The organism is Pseudomonas sp. AC193 (assembly GCF_979258075.1).
In genome coordinates this window covers 4,914,416-4,933,582 of record NZ_OZ409832.1, presented here as the reverse complement: position 1 = coordinate 4,933,582, position 19,167 = coordinate 4,914,416, and the positions used below count along the sequence as shown (strand labels likewise).

Genomic DNA, 19,167 nt, shown 5'->3' with positions numbered 1-19,167 from the left:
GCCCCTCACCCTAACCCTCTCCCGGAGGGAGAGGGGACTGACCGTGGAAGACTCGCGAGATACACCGACCTGAAAGTGACTTGGCGCCTATGGATTCAACACAGCATGTTCAGGTCGGCATCACTCACCAGCATCCCCCAATCAGTCCCCTCTCCCTCTGGGAGAGGGCTAGGGTGAGGAGCTCTTGATCTTCAGGCAATAAAAAGCCCCGCACTTCAACCGAAGGCGGGGCTTTTCAGTAGCTGCGGATCAGAACAAGTCGATCGGCGCTTGTTCATCCGCCGGCAGCGGGCTACCCGGCACTGCGCCGTTACCCAGCTCATTCACCGACGGCGGCGTATCCTCAGCCTTGAACAGCTCGAAGTACGCCCCCGGCGTGCTCGGCGTCGCCGCACGGCCACTCACCGGATCCACGCGCAGGCTCAACAAACCTTCCGGCTCGGGCTGCACGTGCGGTGGCTTGTCCTTCAGCGCCGCCGACATGTAGTTCATCCAGATTGGCAGTGCCACCGTGCCACCGAACTCGCGACGACCAAGGCTTTCCGGCTGGTCGAAGCCCGTCCAGACCGTGGTCACGTAATCGGCGTTGTAACCGGAGAACCAGGCATCCTTCGATTCGTTGGTGGTACCGGTTTTGCCGGCGATGTCGCTGCGACCCATGGCCAGCGCGCGACGGCCGGTGCCGAGCTTGATCACGTCCTGCAACATGCTGTTGAGGATGTACGTGGTGCGGCCATCAACGATGCGCTCGGCGACGGCAGGCGTTTGCGGTGCCGCCGCAGTGCCCGGTGCTTCACCCGGCGTAGCGTTGACCGTGATCGCGTCAGTGTGCGGCGCGGCAATGCCGTCCGTTGCCGCAGCGCCCTGCGGCACGGTCGGCGGGTTGGCGACGAACAGCGTGTCGCCGTTACGGCTTTCGATCTTGTCGATCACATAAGGCGTGATCTTGTAGCCGCCGTTGGCGAACGTGCTCCAACCGGTCGCGATCTCCATTGGCGTCAGCGTCGCAGTACCCAGTGCCAGCGAAAGGTTCGGCGGTAGATCCTGCTTGTTGAAGCCGAAGCGGCTGATGTAGTCGATGGTTTTGCTCACGCCCATCGCTTGCAGCAAGCGGATCGACACCAGGTTGCGCGATTTGTACAAACCTTCACGCAAGCGGATCGGGCCGAGGAAGGTGTTGGTATCGTTCTTCGGACGCCAGACCTTGTCCAGGTACTCGTCGACAAACACGATCGGCGCGTCGTTGACCAGCGTCGCGGCGGTGTAGCCGCTGTCCAGCGCAGCGCTGTATACGAATGGCTTGAAGCTCGAACCCGGCTGACGCTTGGCCTGCATGGCGCGGTTGTAGTTGCTCTGCTCGAAAGCGAAACCACCGACCAGCGAGCGGATTGCGCCGTTCTGCGGATCCAGCGAGACCAGCGCGCCTTGCGCCTGCGGGATCTGGCTGAATTTCAGCGAATTGTCTTTCTGACGCTGCACACGAACCAGATCGCCAACCTGCGCAACATCCGACGGCTGACGCGGATTCGGGCCCATGCTGTTGGTATTGAGGAACGGCCGCGCCCATTTCATGGTGTCCCAGGCCACGTGTTCTTCACCGGTGCGGGTCAGCACTTGCAGGCCGTTCTTGTCGATTTGCGTGACGATCGCCGGTTCGAGGCTGCTGATGGTGCGTTGTTTGGTCAGCTCGCTGGTCCAGGCTTCGCGGGTCTTGCCCGGCAGGCGCGATTCAGGGCCACGGTAGCCGTGACGCTGGTCGTAGGTCATCAAACCTTCGTGCAGCGCGGTGTTGGCCATTTCCTGCAGGTTGCTCGGCACCGTGGTGGTGACGCGGAAACCTTCGGTGTAGGCGTCGCTGCCATAACGGCCGACCATTTCGGCACGGGCCATTTCGGCGATGTACGGTGCGTTCACTTCCGGGGTCGGCACGTGATAGCTGGCGTTCAGCGGCTCGTTGATCGCAGCGGTGTAATCCGCTTCGGTGATCTTGCCGAGCTTGTACATGCGCCCGAGGATCCAGTCGCGGCGTTCTTTACTGCGCGTCGGGTTGGCCAGCGGGTTGAAGCGAGACGGGGCTTTCGGCAGGCCGGCGATCATCGCCATCTGCGCCAGGCTGATGTCGCGGATCGACTTGCCGTAATACACCTGCGCCGCCGCCTCGATGCCGTAGGCGCGGTTACCCAGATAGATCTTGTTCACGTACAGCTCAAGGATTTCGTCCTTGGTCAGCTGTCGCTCGATCTGCAGGGCCAGGAGGATTTCAGTGGTTTTGCGCGAGAAGCTGCGTTCGCTGGTCAGGAAGAAGTTCTTCGCCACCTGCATGGTGATGGTGCTGCCGCCGGACTGAATGTGGCCGCTTTTGACCAATTGCGTCGCGGCGCGCATCAGGCTGCTCGGATCGACGCCGTAGTGATTGGCGAAGTTGTCGTCTTCAGCACTTAGTAACGCATTAATGAAATTGGGCGGAATGTCGGCGAAACGGATCGGCGTCCGGCGCATTTCGCCAAATTCTGCGATCAACTTGTTGTCGCTGCTGTAGACCCGCAATGGAATCTGCAACTGAATGCTTCTCAGGGCCTCCACAGAAGGCAAACCCGGACTAAGGTAAAGATAGGCGCCGCTGAGACCTAAAAGCAGTCCGCAGAAAACGGCGACGATGGACCGAACCGAAAAATTTCAGCAGACGAATCAAGGCGTTTGGACATCCAGGGCAAAGAATGAATTTGGCGACGGGGTTCCGGCTACACACAGAACGCCCGCGCAGGCAGTAAAAAGCGGAAAAAATCGCTGGGCATTATAAGCACTTTTCCGCCGGAGGCGTCATTGGCGCGTCTGTCAAGGTGGGGTCAGGGAACGCAATGCGTATTACAGAGTCCGTAACTCACGGAAAGTCATAGGGAATTGGTAGTGCTAGGACTCTTCAATAAAAAGACCAATACGTTACTGGGGATCGACATCAGCTCCACCTCGGTAAAACTGCTGGAGCTGAGCCGTCAGGGCGATCGCTACCGGGTCGAGGCGTACGCGGTAGAGCCGTTGCCGGCGAATGCCGTGGTCGAAAAAAACATCGCCGAACTCGAAGGCGTGGGCCAAGCCCTCAGCCGGGTGCTGGTCAAGGCGCGCACCGGGCTCAAAAGCGTGGCGGTGGCGGTGGCCGGATCAGCGGTGATTACCAAAGTCATCGAAATGGACGCCGGACTTTCCGACGACGAACTGGAAAACCAGCTCAAAATCGAAGCCGACCAATACATTCCCTATCCCTTGGATGAAGTCGCCATCGATTTCGAAGTCCAGGGCGTATCGCCGCGCAACCCGGAACGGGTCAACGTGCTGCTGGCCGCCTGTCGCAAGGAAAACGTCGAAGTCCGCGAAGCGGCGCTGGCCCTCGCCGGGCTCACCGCGCGGGTGGTGGACGTCGAAGCCTATGCGCTGGAGCGCTCGTTTGGCCTGCTTTCCACGCAACTCGCCGCCTCGCAAGAGCGCCTCACCGTCGCCGTGGTTGACATCGGCGCGACCATGACCACCCTCAGTGTTCTGCACAACGGCAAAATCATTTATACCCGCGAGCAACTGTTCGGCGGCCGTCAGCTGACTGAGGAAATCCAGCGCCGTTACGGCCTGACCGTCGAACAGGCGGGACTGGCGAAAAAGCAGGGCGGCTTGCCCGACGACTATGTCAGCGAAGTCCTGCAACCGTTTCGCGAAGCGCTGGTGCAGCAAGTGTCGCGCTCGCTGCAGTTTTTCTTCGCCTCCGGGCAGTACAACGCCGTCGATCACATTCTGCTGGCCGGCGGCACGGCGTCGGTGCCGGGGCTCGATCGCCTCATCGAACAGCGCTTGAATACGCCGACGCAAGTGGCCAATCCGTTTTCCGACATGTCCCTGAGCAGCAAGGTCAACGCTGGCGCCCTGGCCAGTGATGCGCCGGCCCTGATGATTGCCTGCGGGCTCGCGCTCAGGAGTTTTGACTGATGGCGCGGATCAACCTTTTACCTTGGCGCGAGGAGCGCCGTGAAGAGCGGCGCAAACGCTTCCTGCTGGCGCTGACCGGCGTCATCGTCGGTTCGGTGGGCGCGGTGTTCATCGCCGATCAGGTGATCAGCGCGGCGATCGATCGACAAGTGGCGCGCAACGATTACATCGGCAAACAAATTGCTGTGGTCGACGAACGGATCAAACAGATCAGTGAGCTCAAGGCCCATCGCCAGCAACTGGTCGAACGCATGCGCATCATCCAGGACTTGCAGGGCAACCGGCAGGTCAGCGGGCGGATCTTCGATCAACTGGCGCGCACGCTCCCCGACGGCGTGTATTTCACCCAAGTGAAAATGCTCGGCAAAACCCTGTCCATCAGTGGCGCGGCGGAGTCGAACAACCGCGTTTCCGAGTTGATGCGCAACCTCGACGCCTCCGACTGGTTCGATGCGCCGAGCCTTAATGAAGTCAAAGCCACCTCCGCTGATCAAGTGGAACAGGCCAACGTCTTCCAGTTAACCGTTCGCCAGACTCAGCCGAAGACGACGGAGGACGAGCCATGAAGCCGTCCGAATGGCTGGAGAGCCTGCGCAACATCGACTTCAACGACCTCGACACCAGCAACATCGGCTCGTGGCCAGCGGCGGTAAAAGCCATGGCCGGCGCATTGCTGATGATTCTGGTGCTCGCGCTGGGCTACAACTTTTTCATCAGTGACATGGAAGATCAGCTCGCCCTCAAGCGCGAAGAGGAAGCCACGCTCAAGGAGCAGTTCGCCAGCAAAGCGCATGTCTCGGCCAATCTCGAGCTGTACACCCAACAGATGAAGGAGATGGAAAACTCGTTCGGTGTGCTGTTGCGGCAGTTGCCCAGCGACACCGAAGTGCCGGGCCTGCTCGAAGACATCACCCGCACCGGTCTGGGCAGCGGTCTGGAATTTGAAGAGATCAAATTGCTGCCGGAGGTCACCCAGCAGTTCTACATCGAACTGCCGATCCAGATCACCGTGACCGGCGCCTATCACGACCTCGCGACCTTCGTCAGCGGCGTCGCCGGGTTGCCGCGCATCGTCACCCTGCATGATTTCGAACTGGCGCCAGCCAATCCCGAAGGCGGGACGAAGCTGCGCATGAACATCCTCGCCAAGACGTACCGCTATAACGACAAGGGGCTGCAAAAATGAGCCCGCCACGCTATTTGGCCCTGTCGATGGCACTGCTCGCGCTCAATGGTTGTGGTGGCGGCAATGACTTCAGCGACCTCGATGCCTACATGAATGAAGTGCGTCTGCGTCCGCCGGGGAAAATTGAACCAACCCCGACATTCCGGTCTTACCCCACATTCACTTACAGCGCCGCCAACCTGCGCAGCCCGTTCTCGCGTCAGGTGCGCGTCGATCTGGCCGGGCAAAAACATGGCTCGCGCAACGTCAAACCCGACCCCAATCGGGTCAAGCAATACCTCGAAGGTTTCAACATCGAGCAGTTTGAAATGGTCGGCACCATCTCCAATGCCGGCGGCTCTTTCGCGCTGTTGCGCGGAGCCGGCGGCGTGCACCGGATGAAGGTCGGCGACTACCTGGGGCGCAATGACGGACGCATCGTTTCGATCAGCGCCACCCAGGTCGATGTGGTCGAGATCGTTCCCGACGGCGAAGGGGCCTGGCTGGAACGTCCGCGCACCATTCCTTTGAAAGAGCACTCATAGTGGAAGTCGAACAATGAACAGGATTTTCTCCACCCTCGGTTTTTCGCTATGGATAGCGTTGTTGTCACCGATGGTTATTGCGGCCAATCTGAAGACGCTGGACGTGGCGGCCTTGCCGGGTGACCGCGTCGAGCTGAAGCTGTCGTTCGACGGCCCGCCCCCACAGCCCAAGGGCTATACCACTGAATCGCCGGCGCGGATTGCTCTGGACTTGCCCGGGGTTGCCAGCCAATTGGCCAGCAAGAGTCTCGATCTAGGCAGCGGTAATGCGCGTACGGCGACGGTGGTTGAGGCCAAGGATCGCACGCGACTGATCGTCAGCCTCACGCAACTGGCGCCGTATGACACGCGGGTCGAGGGCAATAATCTGTTCGTGGTGGTGGGGCAAGGTGCTCCGGCCGCAGCACCGCGTCCCGTTGCCGTGCCGCGCATTACGCCTGTTGCGGTACCGATAAAACCTTATGTCGCAAAAACCAAAGCCATTCGCGGCGTCGACTTCCAACGCGGTACGGCGGGTGAAGGCAATGTGGTCATTGACCTGTCCGACCCGACCATCGCCCCGGATATTCAGGAGCATGACGGCAAAATCATCCTCAGCTTCGCCCGCACGCAGTTGCCGGAAAAGCTGCGCGTACGCCTCGACGTCAAGGATTTCGCCACCCCGGTGCAGTTCGTCAATTCCAGCGTCAGCGGTGATCGCGCGATCATCACCGTCGAGCCCGGCGGCACTTACGACTATTCAACTTTCCAGACCGATAACAAACTGACCGTCAGCGTCCGGCCGATGACCGTCGACGATCTGCAAAAGCGCAACGCTGATCGCCAGGCTTACGTCGGTGAAAAGCTCTCGCTGAATTTCCAGGACATCGATGTGCGCTCGGTGCTGCAACTGATCGCCGATTTCACCAACCTCAATCTGGTCGCCAGTGACACGGTGCAGGGCGGCATTACCTTGCGCCTGCAAAACGTGCCGTGGGATCAGGCGCTGGATCTGGTGCTGAAAACCAAAGGGCTGGATAAACGCAAAATCGGCAACGTGCTGCTGGTCGCGCCAGCCGATGAAATCGCCGCCCGTGAACGCCAGGAGCTGGAGTCGCAGAAGCAGATCGCCGAACTGGCGCCGCTGCGTCGTGAATTGCTGCAAGTGAATTACGCCAAGGCAGCAGATATCGCCAAGCTGTTCCAGTCGGTGACCAGCGCCGAGGCGAAAATCGACGAGCGCGGTTCGATCACCGTCGATGAGCGCACCAACAACATCATTGCCTACCAGACCCAGGATCGCCTCGACGAACTGCGACGGATCGTGGCGCAACTGGATATTCCGGTGCGTCAGGTGATGATCGAAGCCCGAATCGTTGAGGCCAACGTCGATTACGACAAAAGCCTCGGCGTGCGCTGGGGCGGTTCAATCCAGAACAAGGGCAACTGGAACGCCTCCGGGGTTAACGGTTCATCGACCACCATCGGCACGCCGGGCAGCACCAGTACCAACTCGCCGTTCGTCGATATGGGCACGGTCGGCAATACCTCGGGGATCGGCATCGCCTTTATTACTGACAACGTCTTGCTCGATCTAGAACTGACGGCGATGGAAAAGACCGGCAACGGTGAAATCGTTTCGCAACCGAAGGTTGTTACTTCCGACAAGGAAACCGCGAAGATCCTCAAAGGCACCGAGATTCCGTATCAGGAAGCCAGCTCCAGCGGCGCGACTTCGGTGTCGTTCAAAGAGGCTTCTTTGTCGCTGGAAGTGACGCCACAGATCACCCCGGACAACCGCATCATCATGGAGGTCAAGGTCACCAAGGATGAGCCGGACTACCTGAACAAAGTGCAGGATGTGCCGCCGATCAAGAAAAACGAGGTCAACGCCAAGGTGCTGGTCAACGACGGCGAAACCATCGTGATTGGTGGTGTTTTCTCAAATACTCAAAGCAAGGTCGTAGATAAGGTGCCATTTCTTGGCGATGTGCCGTATCTTGGCCGCCTTTTCCGGCGTGATGTGGTTTCGGAGAAAAAATCCGAGCTGCTGGTATTTCTCACTCCGCGTATCATGAATAACCAGGCGATTGCTGTGAGTCGTTGATTCTGTGCGAAATTTGATTCTTGTAGGACCGATGGGCGCTGGTAAAAGCACCATCGGCCGGTTGCTGGCCAAAGAGCTGCGCCTGCCGTTCAAAGATTCCGACAAGGAAATTGAACTGCGCACGGGCGCCAATATCCCGTGGATCTTCGATAAGGAAGGCGAGCCCGGCTTTCGTGACCGTGAGCAGGCGATGATCGCCGAGCTGTGCGAGTTCGATGGTGTGGTGCTGGCGACCGGCGGCGGCGCGGTAATGCGTGATGCCAATCGCAAGGCTCTGCATGAGGGCGGGCGCGTGGTCTATTTGCACGCCTCCGTTGAACAGCAGGTCGGCCGCACCTCGCGCGATCGCAATCGGCCGTTGCTGCGCACCGCCAATCCCGAGAAAACCCTGCGTGATTTGCTGGCGATCCGTGATCCGCTGTATCGGGAAATCGCCGATCTGGTGGTGGAAACCGACGAACGGCCGCCGCGCATGGTAGTGCTCGACATTCTCGAGCGTCTGGCGCAGCTTCCTCCCCGTTAAAGCATCGCTCGAAATGCGCTATCCTCGGCGTCCTGTCACAACCCGTCGCGGTTGTGGCGGCTGGCGGGCGAGGGGCGTCATACCCGCTATAGGCCGCAGATAACCAATAATTCAGGGCAGGATGCCTGCTTCCATCTTCACTGTGGGGACACATGCAGACACTCAAGGTCGATCTAGGCGAGCGCAGCTACCCGATTCATATTGGCGAAGGTTTGTTGGATCAGCCCGAGTTGCTGGCGCCGCATATCCATGGGCGGCAGGTGGCAATCATCTCCAACGAGACCGTTGCGCCGCTCTATCTCGAACGTCTGACCCGCAGCCTCGCGCAGTTCTCGGTGATCTCCGTGGTGCTGCCGGACGGCGAAGCCTTCAAGAACTGGGAAACCCTGCAACTGATCTTCGACGGTCTGCTGACCGCGCGTCATGACCGCCGCACCACCGTGATCGCCCTCGGCGGCGGTGTGATCGGCGACATGGCCGGTTTCGCCGCCGCCTGCTATCAGCGCGGCGTCGACTTCATTCAGATCCCGACGACGTTGCTGTCCCAGGTCGATTCGTCGGTGGGCGGCAAAACCGGTATCAACCATCCGCTGGGCAAGAACATGGTCGGCGCGTTCTATCAGCCGAACGTGGTGCTGATCGATACCGCCTCGCTGAAAACCCTGCCCGAGCGTGAACTGTCCGCCGGCCTGGCAGAGGTCATCAAGTACGGTCTGATCTGCGACGAGCCGTTCCTCGGTTGGCTCGAAGACAACGTCGACGCCCTGCGTGCGCTGGATCAAAAAGCCCTGACTTACGCCATCGAGCGTTCCTGCGCGGCCAAGGCTGCGGTGGTCGGCGCCGATGAGAAAGAAACCGGCGTGCGCGCCACCCTCAATCTCGGCCACACCTTCGGTCACGCCATCGAGACCCACATGGGCTATGGTGTCTGGTTGCATGGTGAGGCCGTCGCAGCTGGCACGGTGATGGCGCTGGAAATGTCCGCGCGTCTGGGCTGGATCAGCGAAGCGGAACGTGATCGCGGCATTCGTTTGTTCCAGCGCGCCGGTCTGCCGGTGGTGCCGCCGACAGAAATGGCCGAAGCCGATTTTCTTGAACACATGGCAATCGACAAAAAAGTGATCGACGGTCGTCTGCGCCTGGTGCTGCTGCGCCGGATGGGCGAAGCGGTAGTGACCGCCGATTATCCGAAAGAGGTTCTACAGGCCACGCTGGGAGCGGATTACCGCGCCCTGGCTCAGCTTAAAGGTTGAAAAGATTCCAATGACTAGTTTGCATGCCGACGAGGCGTTCCTCGGCCATTTCCAGTTAAGCCACGACCCCTTCGCGCCACGAGTGCCGGGTTTTAAATTCTTCCCGGCCCAGCGCAAACCAGTGCTGGGTCAGCTGCATCATCTGGCGCGTTACAGCCAGTTGCTGCTGGTCGTGACTGGCCCGCAAGGCAGCGGCAAGACCTTGCTGCGTCAGGCACTGGTCGCCAGCACCAATAAGCAATCGGTGCAGAGCGTGGTGGTTTCCGCCCGTAGCGCCGGCGATGCGGCCGGTGTGCTGCGTCAGGTTGCCCAGGCGCTGAACGTCGCTCAGGCCGAAGTGGGCGCGATTCTGGATCAGGTGGTGCAACTCGCGCTGACGGGGCAGGAAGTCTATCTGCTGGTGGATGACGCCGAACAACTCGACGAATCCGCCCTCGAAGCGCTGATGGCGCTGGGTGCCGGCGCACCGGAAGGTCGCCCGCACGTATTCCTGTTTGGTGAGTCGTCGCTGATCGCGCAACTCGAGGCTTTGCACCTTGAGGAAGAGCGTTTCCACGTCATCGAATTGCAGCCGTACACCGAAGAAGAGACCCGCGAGTATCTCGACCAACGGCTCGAAGGTGCAGGCCGTGGTGTCGAACTTTTCACCGCGGATCAGATCTCTGATATTCACGAAAGCGCCGAGGGTTGGCCAGGCAACATCAACCAGGTCGCTCGCGATGCACTGATCGAAGTCATGATTGCCAGCCGCTCTGCGGTCAAGCGTCCAAGTATGGGGTTCAACATGCCGAAGAAACACGTATTGGCGATTTCTGCCGTCGTTGTGGTTGCGGTCGCCGCCGCCTGGCTGATGCCGGGTCGCAACAAGACACCAACTACCGGCGCTCCTGCCAATGAACAGGCGCAGTTGCCATTGGGTCAGGGCGGGGCGAACGGGGCTAATCCTTCCGTCGAGTTCGCCGGCAATACCCAACCGATGCCGCTGCCGCTGGTCGGCAACTCGCAACCGGTCATGCGTGGCCCGTTGGCGGAAGCCGCCGGTGGCATCACCGAAGGCGACGACGGCGTGCCGGTCGAAGGCTCCAGCGCCACACCGCCGACCGTCACCACTTCCGCACCTCCGGCAGGCGTTCCGGCTGGCCCTGCGCCAACACCGGCTCCAGCCCCGGCCGCGAAGCCGACGCCAGCGCCAACCCAAATTGCTACCGCCAAGCCTGCTCCGGCAGCGCCTGCAGCGAAACCGGCTCCAGCGCCGGCCAAGCCAGCCGCTGCTGCCAAGCCTGCCGAGAAGCCGGTTACCGTGGCCAAAGCCGCTGGTGGCAGCTGGTACGCCGGTCAGCCGACCGGTAACTACGTGGTGCAGATCCTCGGCACCAGCTCGGAAACTGCCGCGCAAAACTTCGTCAAGGAGCAGGGCGGCGAGTACCGTTATTTCAAGAAAGTCCTCAACGGCAAGCCGCTTTACGTGATCACTTATGGCAACTTCGCCAATCGTGACGCGGCCGTTTCTGCCATCAAGGCCTTGCCAGCGAAGGTTCAGGCTGGTAAACCTTGGCCTCGCACTGTCGCCAGCGTCCAACAAGAACTGGCAACAACTCGCTGAAGATTCGGCGGCCTTACCCAGGCCGCCTCTCCAAGCACCTCAAAATTTCTGCAAGTGCGCGCTTCCTTCCAGGTCGCGTGCCTTGTGGTGTCTGCGTCATAGTAGTCTTTGAGTCGTTGCAGTCAGAATTAAAAAAGTTTTGACTAGCACAGCAGATCGCTTTAAACCTTTCACAAATGCGACATGAATTTGCGACATTTCGTCGTCAAATTTGTGAGCCTCTGTGTCGCTGTGTACAATGACCACCCTTTTGCCCCCGCTAAGCCGGCGTACGTTCGGCGCGGATCGCAAGTGGTTGAATTGAAAAGAAATTTGCCTCGACAAGAGGCAGCCTGGTGAGAAAGTGTCTATGAAAGCAGGTCTGTACCAACCAGATGAATTCAAGGATAACTGCGGTTTCGGCCTGATAGCCCATATGCAGGGCGAGCCCAGTCATACCCTTTTGCAAACGGCCATTGAGGCCCTGACCTGCATGACCCACCGCGGTGGGATTAATGCCGACGGCAAGACCGGTGACGGTTGCGGTCTGCTGATTCAGAAGCCTGACGCGTTCCTGCGAGCCATTGCCCAGGAAACCTTCAGCGTCGAGCTGCCCAAGCAATATGCGGTGGGCATGGTCTTCTTCAACCAGGATCCGGCCAAGGCCGAAGCCGCTCGCGAAAACATGAACCGCGAGATCCTCGCTGAAGGCCTGCAGCTGATCGGCTGGCGCAAAGTGCCCATCGACACCAGCGTCCTCGGCCGCCTGGCCCTTGAGCGCCTGCCGCAAATCGAGCAGGTGTACATCGGCGGCGAAGGCCTGAGCGATCAGGACATGGCCGTGAAGCTGTTCAGTGCGCGTCGTCGTTCGTCGGTGTCCAACGCCGTCGACTCCGACCACTACATCTGCAGCTTTTCGCACAAAACCATCATCTATAAAGGCCTGATGATGCCGGCCGATCTGGCCGCGTTTTATCCAGACCTGAGTGACGAGCGCCTGCAAACCGCGATCTGCGTGTTCCACCAGCGCTTCTCCACCAACACCCTGCCGAAATGGCCGCTGGCTCAGCCATTCCGCTTCCTCGCCCACAACGGCGAGATCAACACCATCACCGGTAACCGCAACTGGGCGCAGGCCCGGCGCACCAAGTTCAGCAACGATCTGATGGATCTGGAAGAGCTCGGCCCGCTGGTTAACCGTGTCGGTTCCGACTCCTCGAGCATGGACAACATGCTCGAACTGATGGTCACCGGTGGCATCGACCTGTTCCGTGGCGTGCGAATGATTATTCCGCCAGCGTGGCAGAACGTTGAAACCATGAACCCGGATCTGCGTGCGTTCTACGAGTACAACTCGATGCACATGGAGCCGTGGGACGGCCCGGCCGGCGTGGTAATGACCGACGGTCGTTACGCGGTGTGCCTGCTCGACCGTAACGGTCTGCGCCCGGCGCGTTGGGTCACCACCACCAACGGTTTCATCACCCTCGCGTCGGAAATCGGCGTGTGGGACTACAAGCCTGAAGATGTGATTGCCAAGGGCCGTGTCGGCCCTGGCCAGATCTTCGCCGTGGACACCGAAACCGGGCAGATCCTCGACACCGACGCGATCGACAACCGTCTGAAGTCCCGTCATCCGTACAAGCAATGGCTGCGCAAGAACGCTCTGCGCATCCAGGCGACCATGGAAGACAACGATCACGGTTCGGCGTTTTACGACGTCGATCAGCTCAAGCAATACATGAAGATGTATCAGGTCACGTTCGAAGAGCGCGATCAGGTTCTGCGTCCGCTCGGCGAGCAAGGCTACGAAGCCGTGGGCTCGATGGGCGACGACACGCCGATGGCCGTGCTCTCGCAGCGCGTGCGCACGCCGTACGACTATTTCCGTCAGCAGTTCGCGCAGGTTACCAACCCGCCGATCGACCCGCTGCGTGAAGCGATCGTGATGTCGCTGGAAATCTGCCTCGGTGCCGAGCGCAACATTTTCCAGGAGTCGCCGGAACACGCCTCGCGCGTGATCCTCAGCTCGCCAGTGATCTCGCCGGCCAAGTGGCGCTCGTTGATGAACCTCGACCGTCCGGGTTTCGAACGGGCGATCATCGACCTCAACTACGACGAAAGCGTTGGCCTCGAAGCGGCGATCCGCAACGTTGCCGATCAGGCTGAAGAAGCCGTGCGCGCCGGTCGTACCCAGATCGTCCTGAGCGACCGCCATATCGCCCCGGGCAAGCTGCCGATCCATGCTTCGCTGGCGACCGGTGCGGTGCACCACCGCCTGACCGAAAAAGGCCTGCGTTGCGATTCCAACATCCTCGTTGAAACCGCGACCGCCCGTGACCCGCATCACTTTGCGGTGCTGATCGGTTTCGGCGCCTCGGCGGTCTATCCGTTCCTCGCGTACGAAGTGCTGGGCGACCTGATCCGTACCGGTGAAGTGCTGGGCGACCTCTATGAGGTGTTCAAGAACTACCGCAAAGGCATCACCAAAGGTCTGCTGAAGATCCTCTCGAAGATGGGTATCTCGACCATCGCCTCCTACCGCGGAGCACAATTGTTCGAAGCGATCGGCCTGTCCGAAGAAGTTTGCGACCTGAGCTTCCGTGGCGTGCCGAGCCGCATCAAGGGTGCGCGTTTTGTCGACATCGAAGCCGAGCAGAAAGCACTCGCTACTGAAGCCTGGAGTCCGCGCAAGCCGATCCAGCAGGGCGGTCTGCTGAAGTTCGTCCACGGTGGCGAATATCACGCTTACAACCCGGACGTGGTCAACACCCTGCAAGCTGCCGTGCAACAGGGTGACTACACCAAGTTCAAGGAATACACCTCGCTGGTGGACAACCGTCCGGTGTCGATGATCCGCGACCTGTTCAAGGTCAAGACCCTCGACACGCCGCTGGACATCAGTGAAATCGAGCCGCTGGAATCGGTGCTCAAGCGCTTCGACTCCGCCGGTATCTCGCTGGGCGCCTTGTCGCCGGAAGCTCACGAAGCCTTGGCCGAAGCCATGAACCGCCTCGGTGCGCGTTCCAACTCCGGCGAAGGTGGTGAAGACCCGGCGCGTTACGGCACCATCAAGAGCTCGAAAATCAAGCAGGTTGCGACTGGCCGTTTCGGCGTAACCCCGGAATACCTGGTCAACGCCGAAGTGCTGCAGATCAAGGTCGCCCAAGGCGCCAAGCCGGGCGAAGGCGGGCAACTGCCGGGCGGTAAAGTGAACGGGCTGATCGCCAAGCTGCGTTATGCAGTGCCGGGCGTGACCTTGATTTCGCCGCCGCCGCACCACGACATCTACTCGATCGAAGACTTGTCGCAGCTGATTTTCGACCTCAAGCAAGTCAACCCGAAGGCACTGGTTTCGGTGAAGCTGGTAGCGGAAGCAGGCGTCGGCACCATCGCCGCCGGTGTGGCCAAGGCCTATGCGGACTTGATCACCATCTCCGGCTACGACGGCGGCACCGGTGCTTCGCCGCTGACTTCGATCAAATACGCCGGCGCACCGTGGGAACTCGGCCTCGCCGAAACCCACCAGACTCTGCGCGGCAACGACCTGCGCGGCAAAGTCCGGGTGCAGACCGACGGCGGCCTGAAAACCGGCCTCGACGTGATCAAGGCCGCAATCCTCGGCGCTGAAAGCTTCGGCTTCGGTACCGCGCCAATGATCGCGCTGGGTTGCAAATACCTGCGCATCTGCCACTTGAACAACTGCGCCACCGGCGTCGCCACTCAGAACGAGAAGCTGCGCAAAGACCACTACATCGGCACCGTCGACATGGTGGTGAATTTCTTCACCTACGTCGCCGAAGAAACCCGTGAGTGGCTGGCCAAGCTCGGCGTGCGCTCCCTCGAAGAGCTAATCGGTCGTACCGATCTGCTGGAAATCCTCGAAGGCCAGACCGCCAAGCAGAACCACCTGAACCTGACGCCGCTGTTGGGCAGCGATCACATCCCGGCGGACAAACCTCAGTTCTGCGGCGTTGAGCGCAACCCGCCGTTCGACAAAGGCTTGCTGGCCGAGAAAATGGTCGAGATGGCCTCGTCGGCGATCAACGACATGAGCGGCGCCGAATTTGATCTGGATATCTGCAACTGCGACCGTTCGATCGGCGCGCGGATCTCCGGCGAAATCGCGCGCAAGCACGGCAACCAGGGCATGGCGAAAGCGCCAATCACCTTCCGCTTCAAGGGCACTGCCGGTCAGAGCTTCGGTGTGTGGAACGCCGGCGGTCTGAACATGTACCTCGAAGGCGACGCCAACGACTACGTCGGCAAAGGCATGACCGGTGGCAAACTGACCATCGTGCCGCCGAAGGGCAGCGTTTATAAGACTCAGGACAGCGCCATCATCGGCAACACCTGCCTGTACGGCGCGACGGGCGGCAAGCTGTTCGCCGCCGGCACCGCAGGCGAGCGTTTCGCCGTGCGTAACTCCGGTGCCCACACGGTTGTGGAAGGCACTGGCGATCACTGCTGTGAGTACATGACCGGTGGTTTTGTTTGCGTTCTGGGCAAGACCGGTTACAACTTCGGCTCTGGCATGACCGGCGGTTTCGCCTATGTGCTCGATCAGGACAACGCCTTCGTTGACCGGGTCAACCACGAACTGGTGGAAATCCAGCGGATCAGCGGCGAGGCGATGGAAGCCTATCGCAGCCACCTGCAAAACGTGCTGAACGAGTACGTCGCGGAAACCGACAGCGAGTGGGGTCGTGAACTCGCCGAAAACCTCGATGACTATCTGCGCCGTTTCTGGCTGGTCAAGCCAAAGGCTGCCAACCTGAAATCGTTGCTTTCCAGCACTCGTGCCAACCCGCAGTGATATGCGCCTGAAGAGTTTGATGAGGTTTTAACAATGGCTGAACGTCTGAATAACGACTTCCAGTTCATCGATGTCGGGCGCAAAGATCCGAAGAAGAAACTGTTGCGTCAACGCAAGAAAGAGTTCGTCGAAATCTACGAACCGTTCAAACCCCAGCAGTCGGCCGATCAGGCCCACCGCTGCCTGGGTTGCGGCAACCCGTATTGCGAATGGAAGTGCCCGGTGCACAACTTCATTCCGAACTGGCTGAAGCTGGTGGCCGAGGGCAACATCCTTCAGGCCGCCGAGCTGTCGCACCAGACCAACACCCTGCCGGAAGTCTGTGGCCGGGTGTGTCCGCAGGATCGTCTGTGCGAGGGTGCCTGCACCCTTAACGACGGCTTCGGTGCGGTGACCATCGGTTCGGTCGAGAAGTACATCACCGACACCGCGTTCGCCATGGGCTGGCGCCCGGACATGTCCAAGGTCAAACCGACCGGCAAACGTGTCGCGATCATCGGCGCGGGCCCGGCGGGTCTGGGTTGTGCCGACGTGCTGGTACGCGGTGGCGTGACCCCGGTGGTGTTCGACAAGAACCCGGAAATCGGTGGTTTGCTGACCTTCGGCATCCCCGAGTTCAAGCTGGAAAAGACCGTGCTGAGCAATCGTCGCGAAGTCTTCACCGGCATGGGCATCGAGTTCCGTCTGAACACCGAAGTCGGCAAAGACGTGACCATGGAACAACTGCTCGCCGAGTACGATGCGGTGTTCATGGGCATGGGCACTTACACCTACATGAAGGGCGGCTTTGCCGGTGAGGATCTGCCGGGCGTTTATGACGCGCTGGACTTCCTGATCGCCAACGTCAATCGCAACCTGGGCTTTGAAAAGTCGCCGGAAGATTTTGTCGACATGAAAGGCAAAAAGGTCGTGGTACTCGGCGGCGGCGACACGGCGATGGACTGCAACCGTACCTCGATCCGTCAGGGCGCCAAATCGGTGACCTGTGCTTATCGTCGTGACGAAGCGAACATGCCCGGCTCGCGCAAAGAGGTGAAAAACGCCAAGGAAGAAGGCGTGAAATTCCTCTACAACCGCCAGCCGATCGCCATCGTCGGTGAAGACAAGGTCGAAGGCGTTAAAGTGGTCGAGACCCGTCTCGGCGAACCGGACGCCCGTGGCCGTCGCAGCCCTGAACCGATCCCGGGTTCCGAAGAGATCATCCCGGCTGATGCTGTGGTCATCGCTTTCGGCTTCCGCCCGAGCCCGGCACCGTGGTTCGAACAGTTCGAAATCCAGACCGACAGCCAGGGCCGCGTCGTTGCGCCTGAGCAAGGTCAGTACAAGCACCAGACCAGCAACCCGAAAATCTTTGCCGGTGGCGACATGGTGCGCGGTTCCGACCTGGTGGTAACGGCGATCTTCGAAGGCCGCAACGCCGCCGAAGGGATCCTTGATTACCTGGGTGTCTGATTACATTTCAACCTGAAATGCGATCAAAAATGTGGGAGCGGGCTTGCTCGCGAATGCTTTGTATCAGTCAGCCGATGTGTTGACTGACACACCGCTTTCGCGAGCAAGCCCGCTCCCACAATTGTTTCGCGGTGTCGCTGATAAGGCATTTCCAAGGCAATAAATTGACCCGATAGACAAAAGGCTGCCCTGCATCCGTTCCTTTTTCGTCGCTTTTCGCAGTTCGCATTACCTGGGCGTCTGGTTACATTTCAACCTGAAATGCGATCAAAAATGTGGGAGCCGGCTTGCTCGCGAAGAGGGCGTGTCAGCCGGCGGATATGTTGACTGACACTCCGCTTTCGCGAGCAAGCCCGCTCCCACAATTGTTTCGCGGTGTCGCTGATAACGCATTTCCAAGGCAATAAATTGACCCGATAGACAAAAGGCTGACCTGCATCCGTGCCTTTTGCGTCGCGCTCTGAGAAAATGCCCGCACTTTTTTTCCGGATGCCGACATGACTGCCCTGAAGAACGACCGTTTCCTCCGCGCCCTGCTCAAGCAACCCGTAGACGTCACCCCTGTGTGGATGATGCGTCAGGCCGGTCGCTATTTGCCGGAATACCGTGCCAGCCGCGCTCAGGCCGGTGATTTCATGAGCCTGTGCATGAATCCGGAATTCGCCTGCGAAGTCACCATGCAACCGCTCGACCGCTATCCACAACTGGACGCGGCGATCCTGTTTTCCGACATCCTCACCATCCCCGATGCCATGGGCCAAGGCCTGTACTTCGAGACCGGTGAAGCGGCCGCGTTTCAAGAAAGTCGTCAGCACCCTCGCCGACATCGAAGCCCTGCCGATCCCTGATCCGCACAAAGACCTCGGCTACGTCATGGACGCGGTCAGCACCATCCGCCGCGAATTGAACGGCCGTGTGCCGCTGATCGGCTTCTCCGGCAGCCCGTGGACCCTGGCGACCTACATGGTTGAAGGCGGCTCGTCGAAAGACTTCCGCAAGACCAAAGCGATGCTCTACGACAACCCGCAAGCCATGCACCTGCTGCTGGATAAACTGGCGCAGTCGGTGACCTCGTACCTCAACGGCCAGATCATGGCCGGCGCGCAAGCGGTGCAGATCTTCGATACCTGGGGCGGCAACCTGTCGGCGGCGGCGTATCAGGAATTCTCGCTGGCCTACATGAAAAAAATCGTCAGCGGTCTGATCCGCGAAAACGACGGTCGCAAGGTACCGGTGATCCTCTTCACCAAAAATGGCGGCCTGTGGCTGGAAAGCATCGCCGACGCAGGTGCTGATGCACTGGGTCTGGACTGGACGTGCGACATCGGCAACGCCCGCGCCCGCGTTGGCGACAAGGTTGCGCTGCAAGGCAATATGGATCCGACCGTGCTTTACGCAAAACCGGAAGCGATCCGCACCGAAGTCGGACGTATTCTGGCCAGCTACGGCAAGGGCAGCGGTCACGTGTTCAATCTCGGCCATGGCATCACCCCGGAAGTCGATCCGGAACACGCCGGCGCTTTCCTGCGTGCGGTGCATGAGTTGTCGGCGCACTACCACGAATAACGCAGCAACGTCTGTACAAAAAAACCTGTCCCGTGTCATGCGGGGCAGGTTTTTTTATGCCGCGTAATGTCCCCCAATCATTTTCTGATCCCTTCGGAGGGGGCTAGGGTGAGGGCTCTGGAGGGTGAGGATGAATAGTTTCCTGTTGTAAGAATTCTTTCCTTAGTTGTCGGATTAGTTTCCGTGGCGACTATTCCTGCTACACCC

At 59.9% G+C, this 19,167-nt stretch carries 10 protein-coding genes and 2 pseudogenes; 11 read left to right on the top strand and 1 reads right to left on the bottom strand.

Going from position 1 to position 19,167, the window contains the following annotated elements:
* Positions 1 to 249: 249 nt before the first annotated feature.
* Positions 250 to 2,689 (bottom strand): annotated as a pseudogene (locus ACZZ0D_RS22145) (penicillin-binding protein 1A).
* Between the two features lie 218 nt (positions 2,690 to 2,907).
* Here ACZZ0D_RS22145 and ACZZ0D_RS22140 point away from each other — a divergent pair.
* The 11 genes and pseudogenes from ACZZ0D_RS22140 to hemE all read left to right on the top strand — a co-directional run bounded on the left by ACZZ0D_RS22140 (position 2,908) and on the right by hemE (position 18,960).
* Entirely contained in the window at positions 2,908 to 3,972 is a 1,065-nt protein-coding gene (locus ACZZ0D_RS22140) for a pilus assembly protein PilM (RefSeq protein WP_053116647.1), read from the top strand.
* Complete coding sequence (locus ACZZ0D_RS22135) at positions 3,972 to 4,538, top strand: PilN domain-containing protein (protein WP_053116648.1); 567 nt, start codon at positions 3,972 to 3,974, stop codon at positions 4,536 to 4,538. Before ACZZ0D_RS22140 ends, ACZZ0D_RS22135 begins: the two co-directional genes overlap by 1 nt.
* Positions 4,535 to 5,158: a type 4a pilus biogenesis protein PilO gene (gene pilO / locus ACZZ0D_RS22130; protein ID WP_426618607.1), complete on the top strand. Its 624-nt coding sequence runs from the start codon at positions 4,535 to 4,537 to the stop codon at positions 5,156 to 5,158. The genes ACZZ0D_RS22135 and pilO overlap by 4 nt, the downstream gene beginning before the upstream one ends.
* Positions 5,155 to 5,682, top strand: coding sequence for a pilus assembly protein PilP (locus tag ACZZ0D_RS22125; RefSeq protein ID WP_212549926.1), 528 nt, complete (start codon positions 5,155 to 5,157; stop codon positions 5,680 to 5,682). Before pilO ends, ACZZ0D_RS22125 begins: the two co-directional genes overlap by 4 nt.
* Before the next feature lie 13 nt (positions 5,683 to 5,695).
* Positions 5,696 to 7,768 carry a type IV pilus secretin PilQ gene (gene pilQ, locus ACZZ0D_RS22120; RefSeq protein WP_463554301.1) on the top strand — a complete coding sequence of 691 codons (2,073 nt, stop codon included), beginning with the start codon at positions 5,696 to 5,698 and terminating at the stop codon, positions 7,766 to 7,768.
* A 4-nt stretch (positions 7,769 to 7,772) separates the two neighbouring features.
* Positions 7,773 to 8,291: a shikimate kinase AroK gene (gene aroK / locus ACZZ0D_RS22115; RefSeq protein ID WP_053116652.1), complete on the top strand. Its 519-nt coding sequence runs from the start codon at positions 7,773 to 7,775 to the stop codon at positions 8,289 to 8,291.
* Between the two features lie 152 nt (positions 8,292 to 8,443).
* Positions 8,444 to 9,544 (top strand): 3-dehydroquinate synthase, encoded by a 1,101-nt coding sequence (gene aroB / locus ACZZ0D_RS22110; RefSeq protein ID WP_463554300.1) that lies wholly within the window; start codon positions 8,444 to 8,446, stop codon positions 9,542 to 9,544.
* Between the two features lie 10 nt (positions 9,545 to 9,554).
* Positions 9,555 to 11,147: an AAA family ATPase gene (locus tag ACZZ0D_RS22105; protein WP_463554299.1), complete on the top strand. Its 1,593-nt coding sequence runs from the start codon at positions 9,555 to 9,557 to the stop codon at positions 11,145 to 11,147.
* Positions 11,148 to 11,496: 349 nt separating this feature from the next.
* The gene (gltB, locus tag ACZZ0D_RS22100; RefSeq protein ID WP_463554298.1) at positions 11,497 to 15,942 is read left to right on the top strand and encodes a glutamate synthase large subunit; all 4,446 of its coding nucleotides are present in this window, start codon (positions 11,497 to 11,499) and stop codon (positions 15,940 to 15,942) included.
* Positions 15,943 to 15,975: 33 nt separating this feature from the next.
* A complete protein-coding gene (locus tag ACZZ0D_RS22095; RefSeq protein WP_007909438.1) occupies positions 15,976 to 17,394 on the top strand; it encodes an FAD-dependent oxidoreductase in 1,419 nt (472 codons plus the stop codon).
* A gap of 497 nt (positions 17,395 to 17,891) precedes the next feature.
* Positions 17,892 to 18,960: pseudogene (gene hemE / locus ACZZ0D_RS22090) on the top strand (uroporphyrinogen decarboxylase).
* The last annotated feature ends 207 nt before the right edge of the window (positions 18,961 to 19,167 follow it).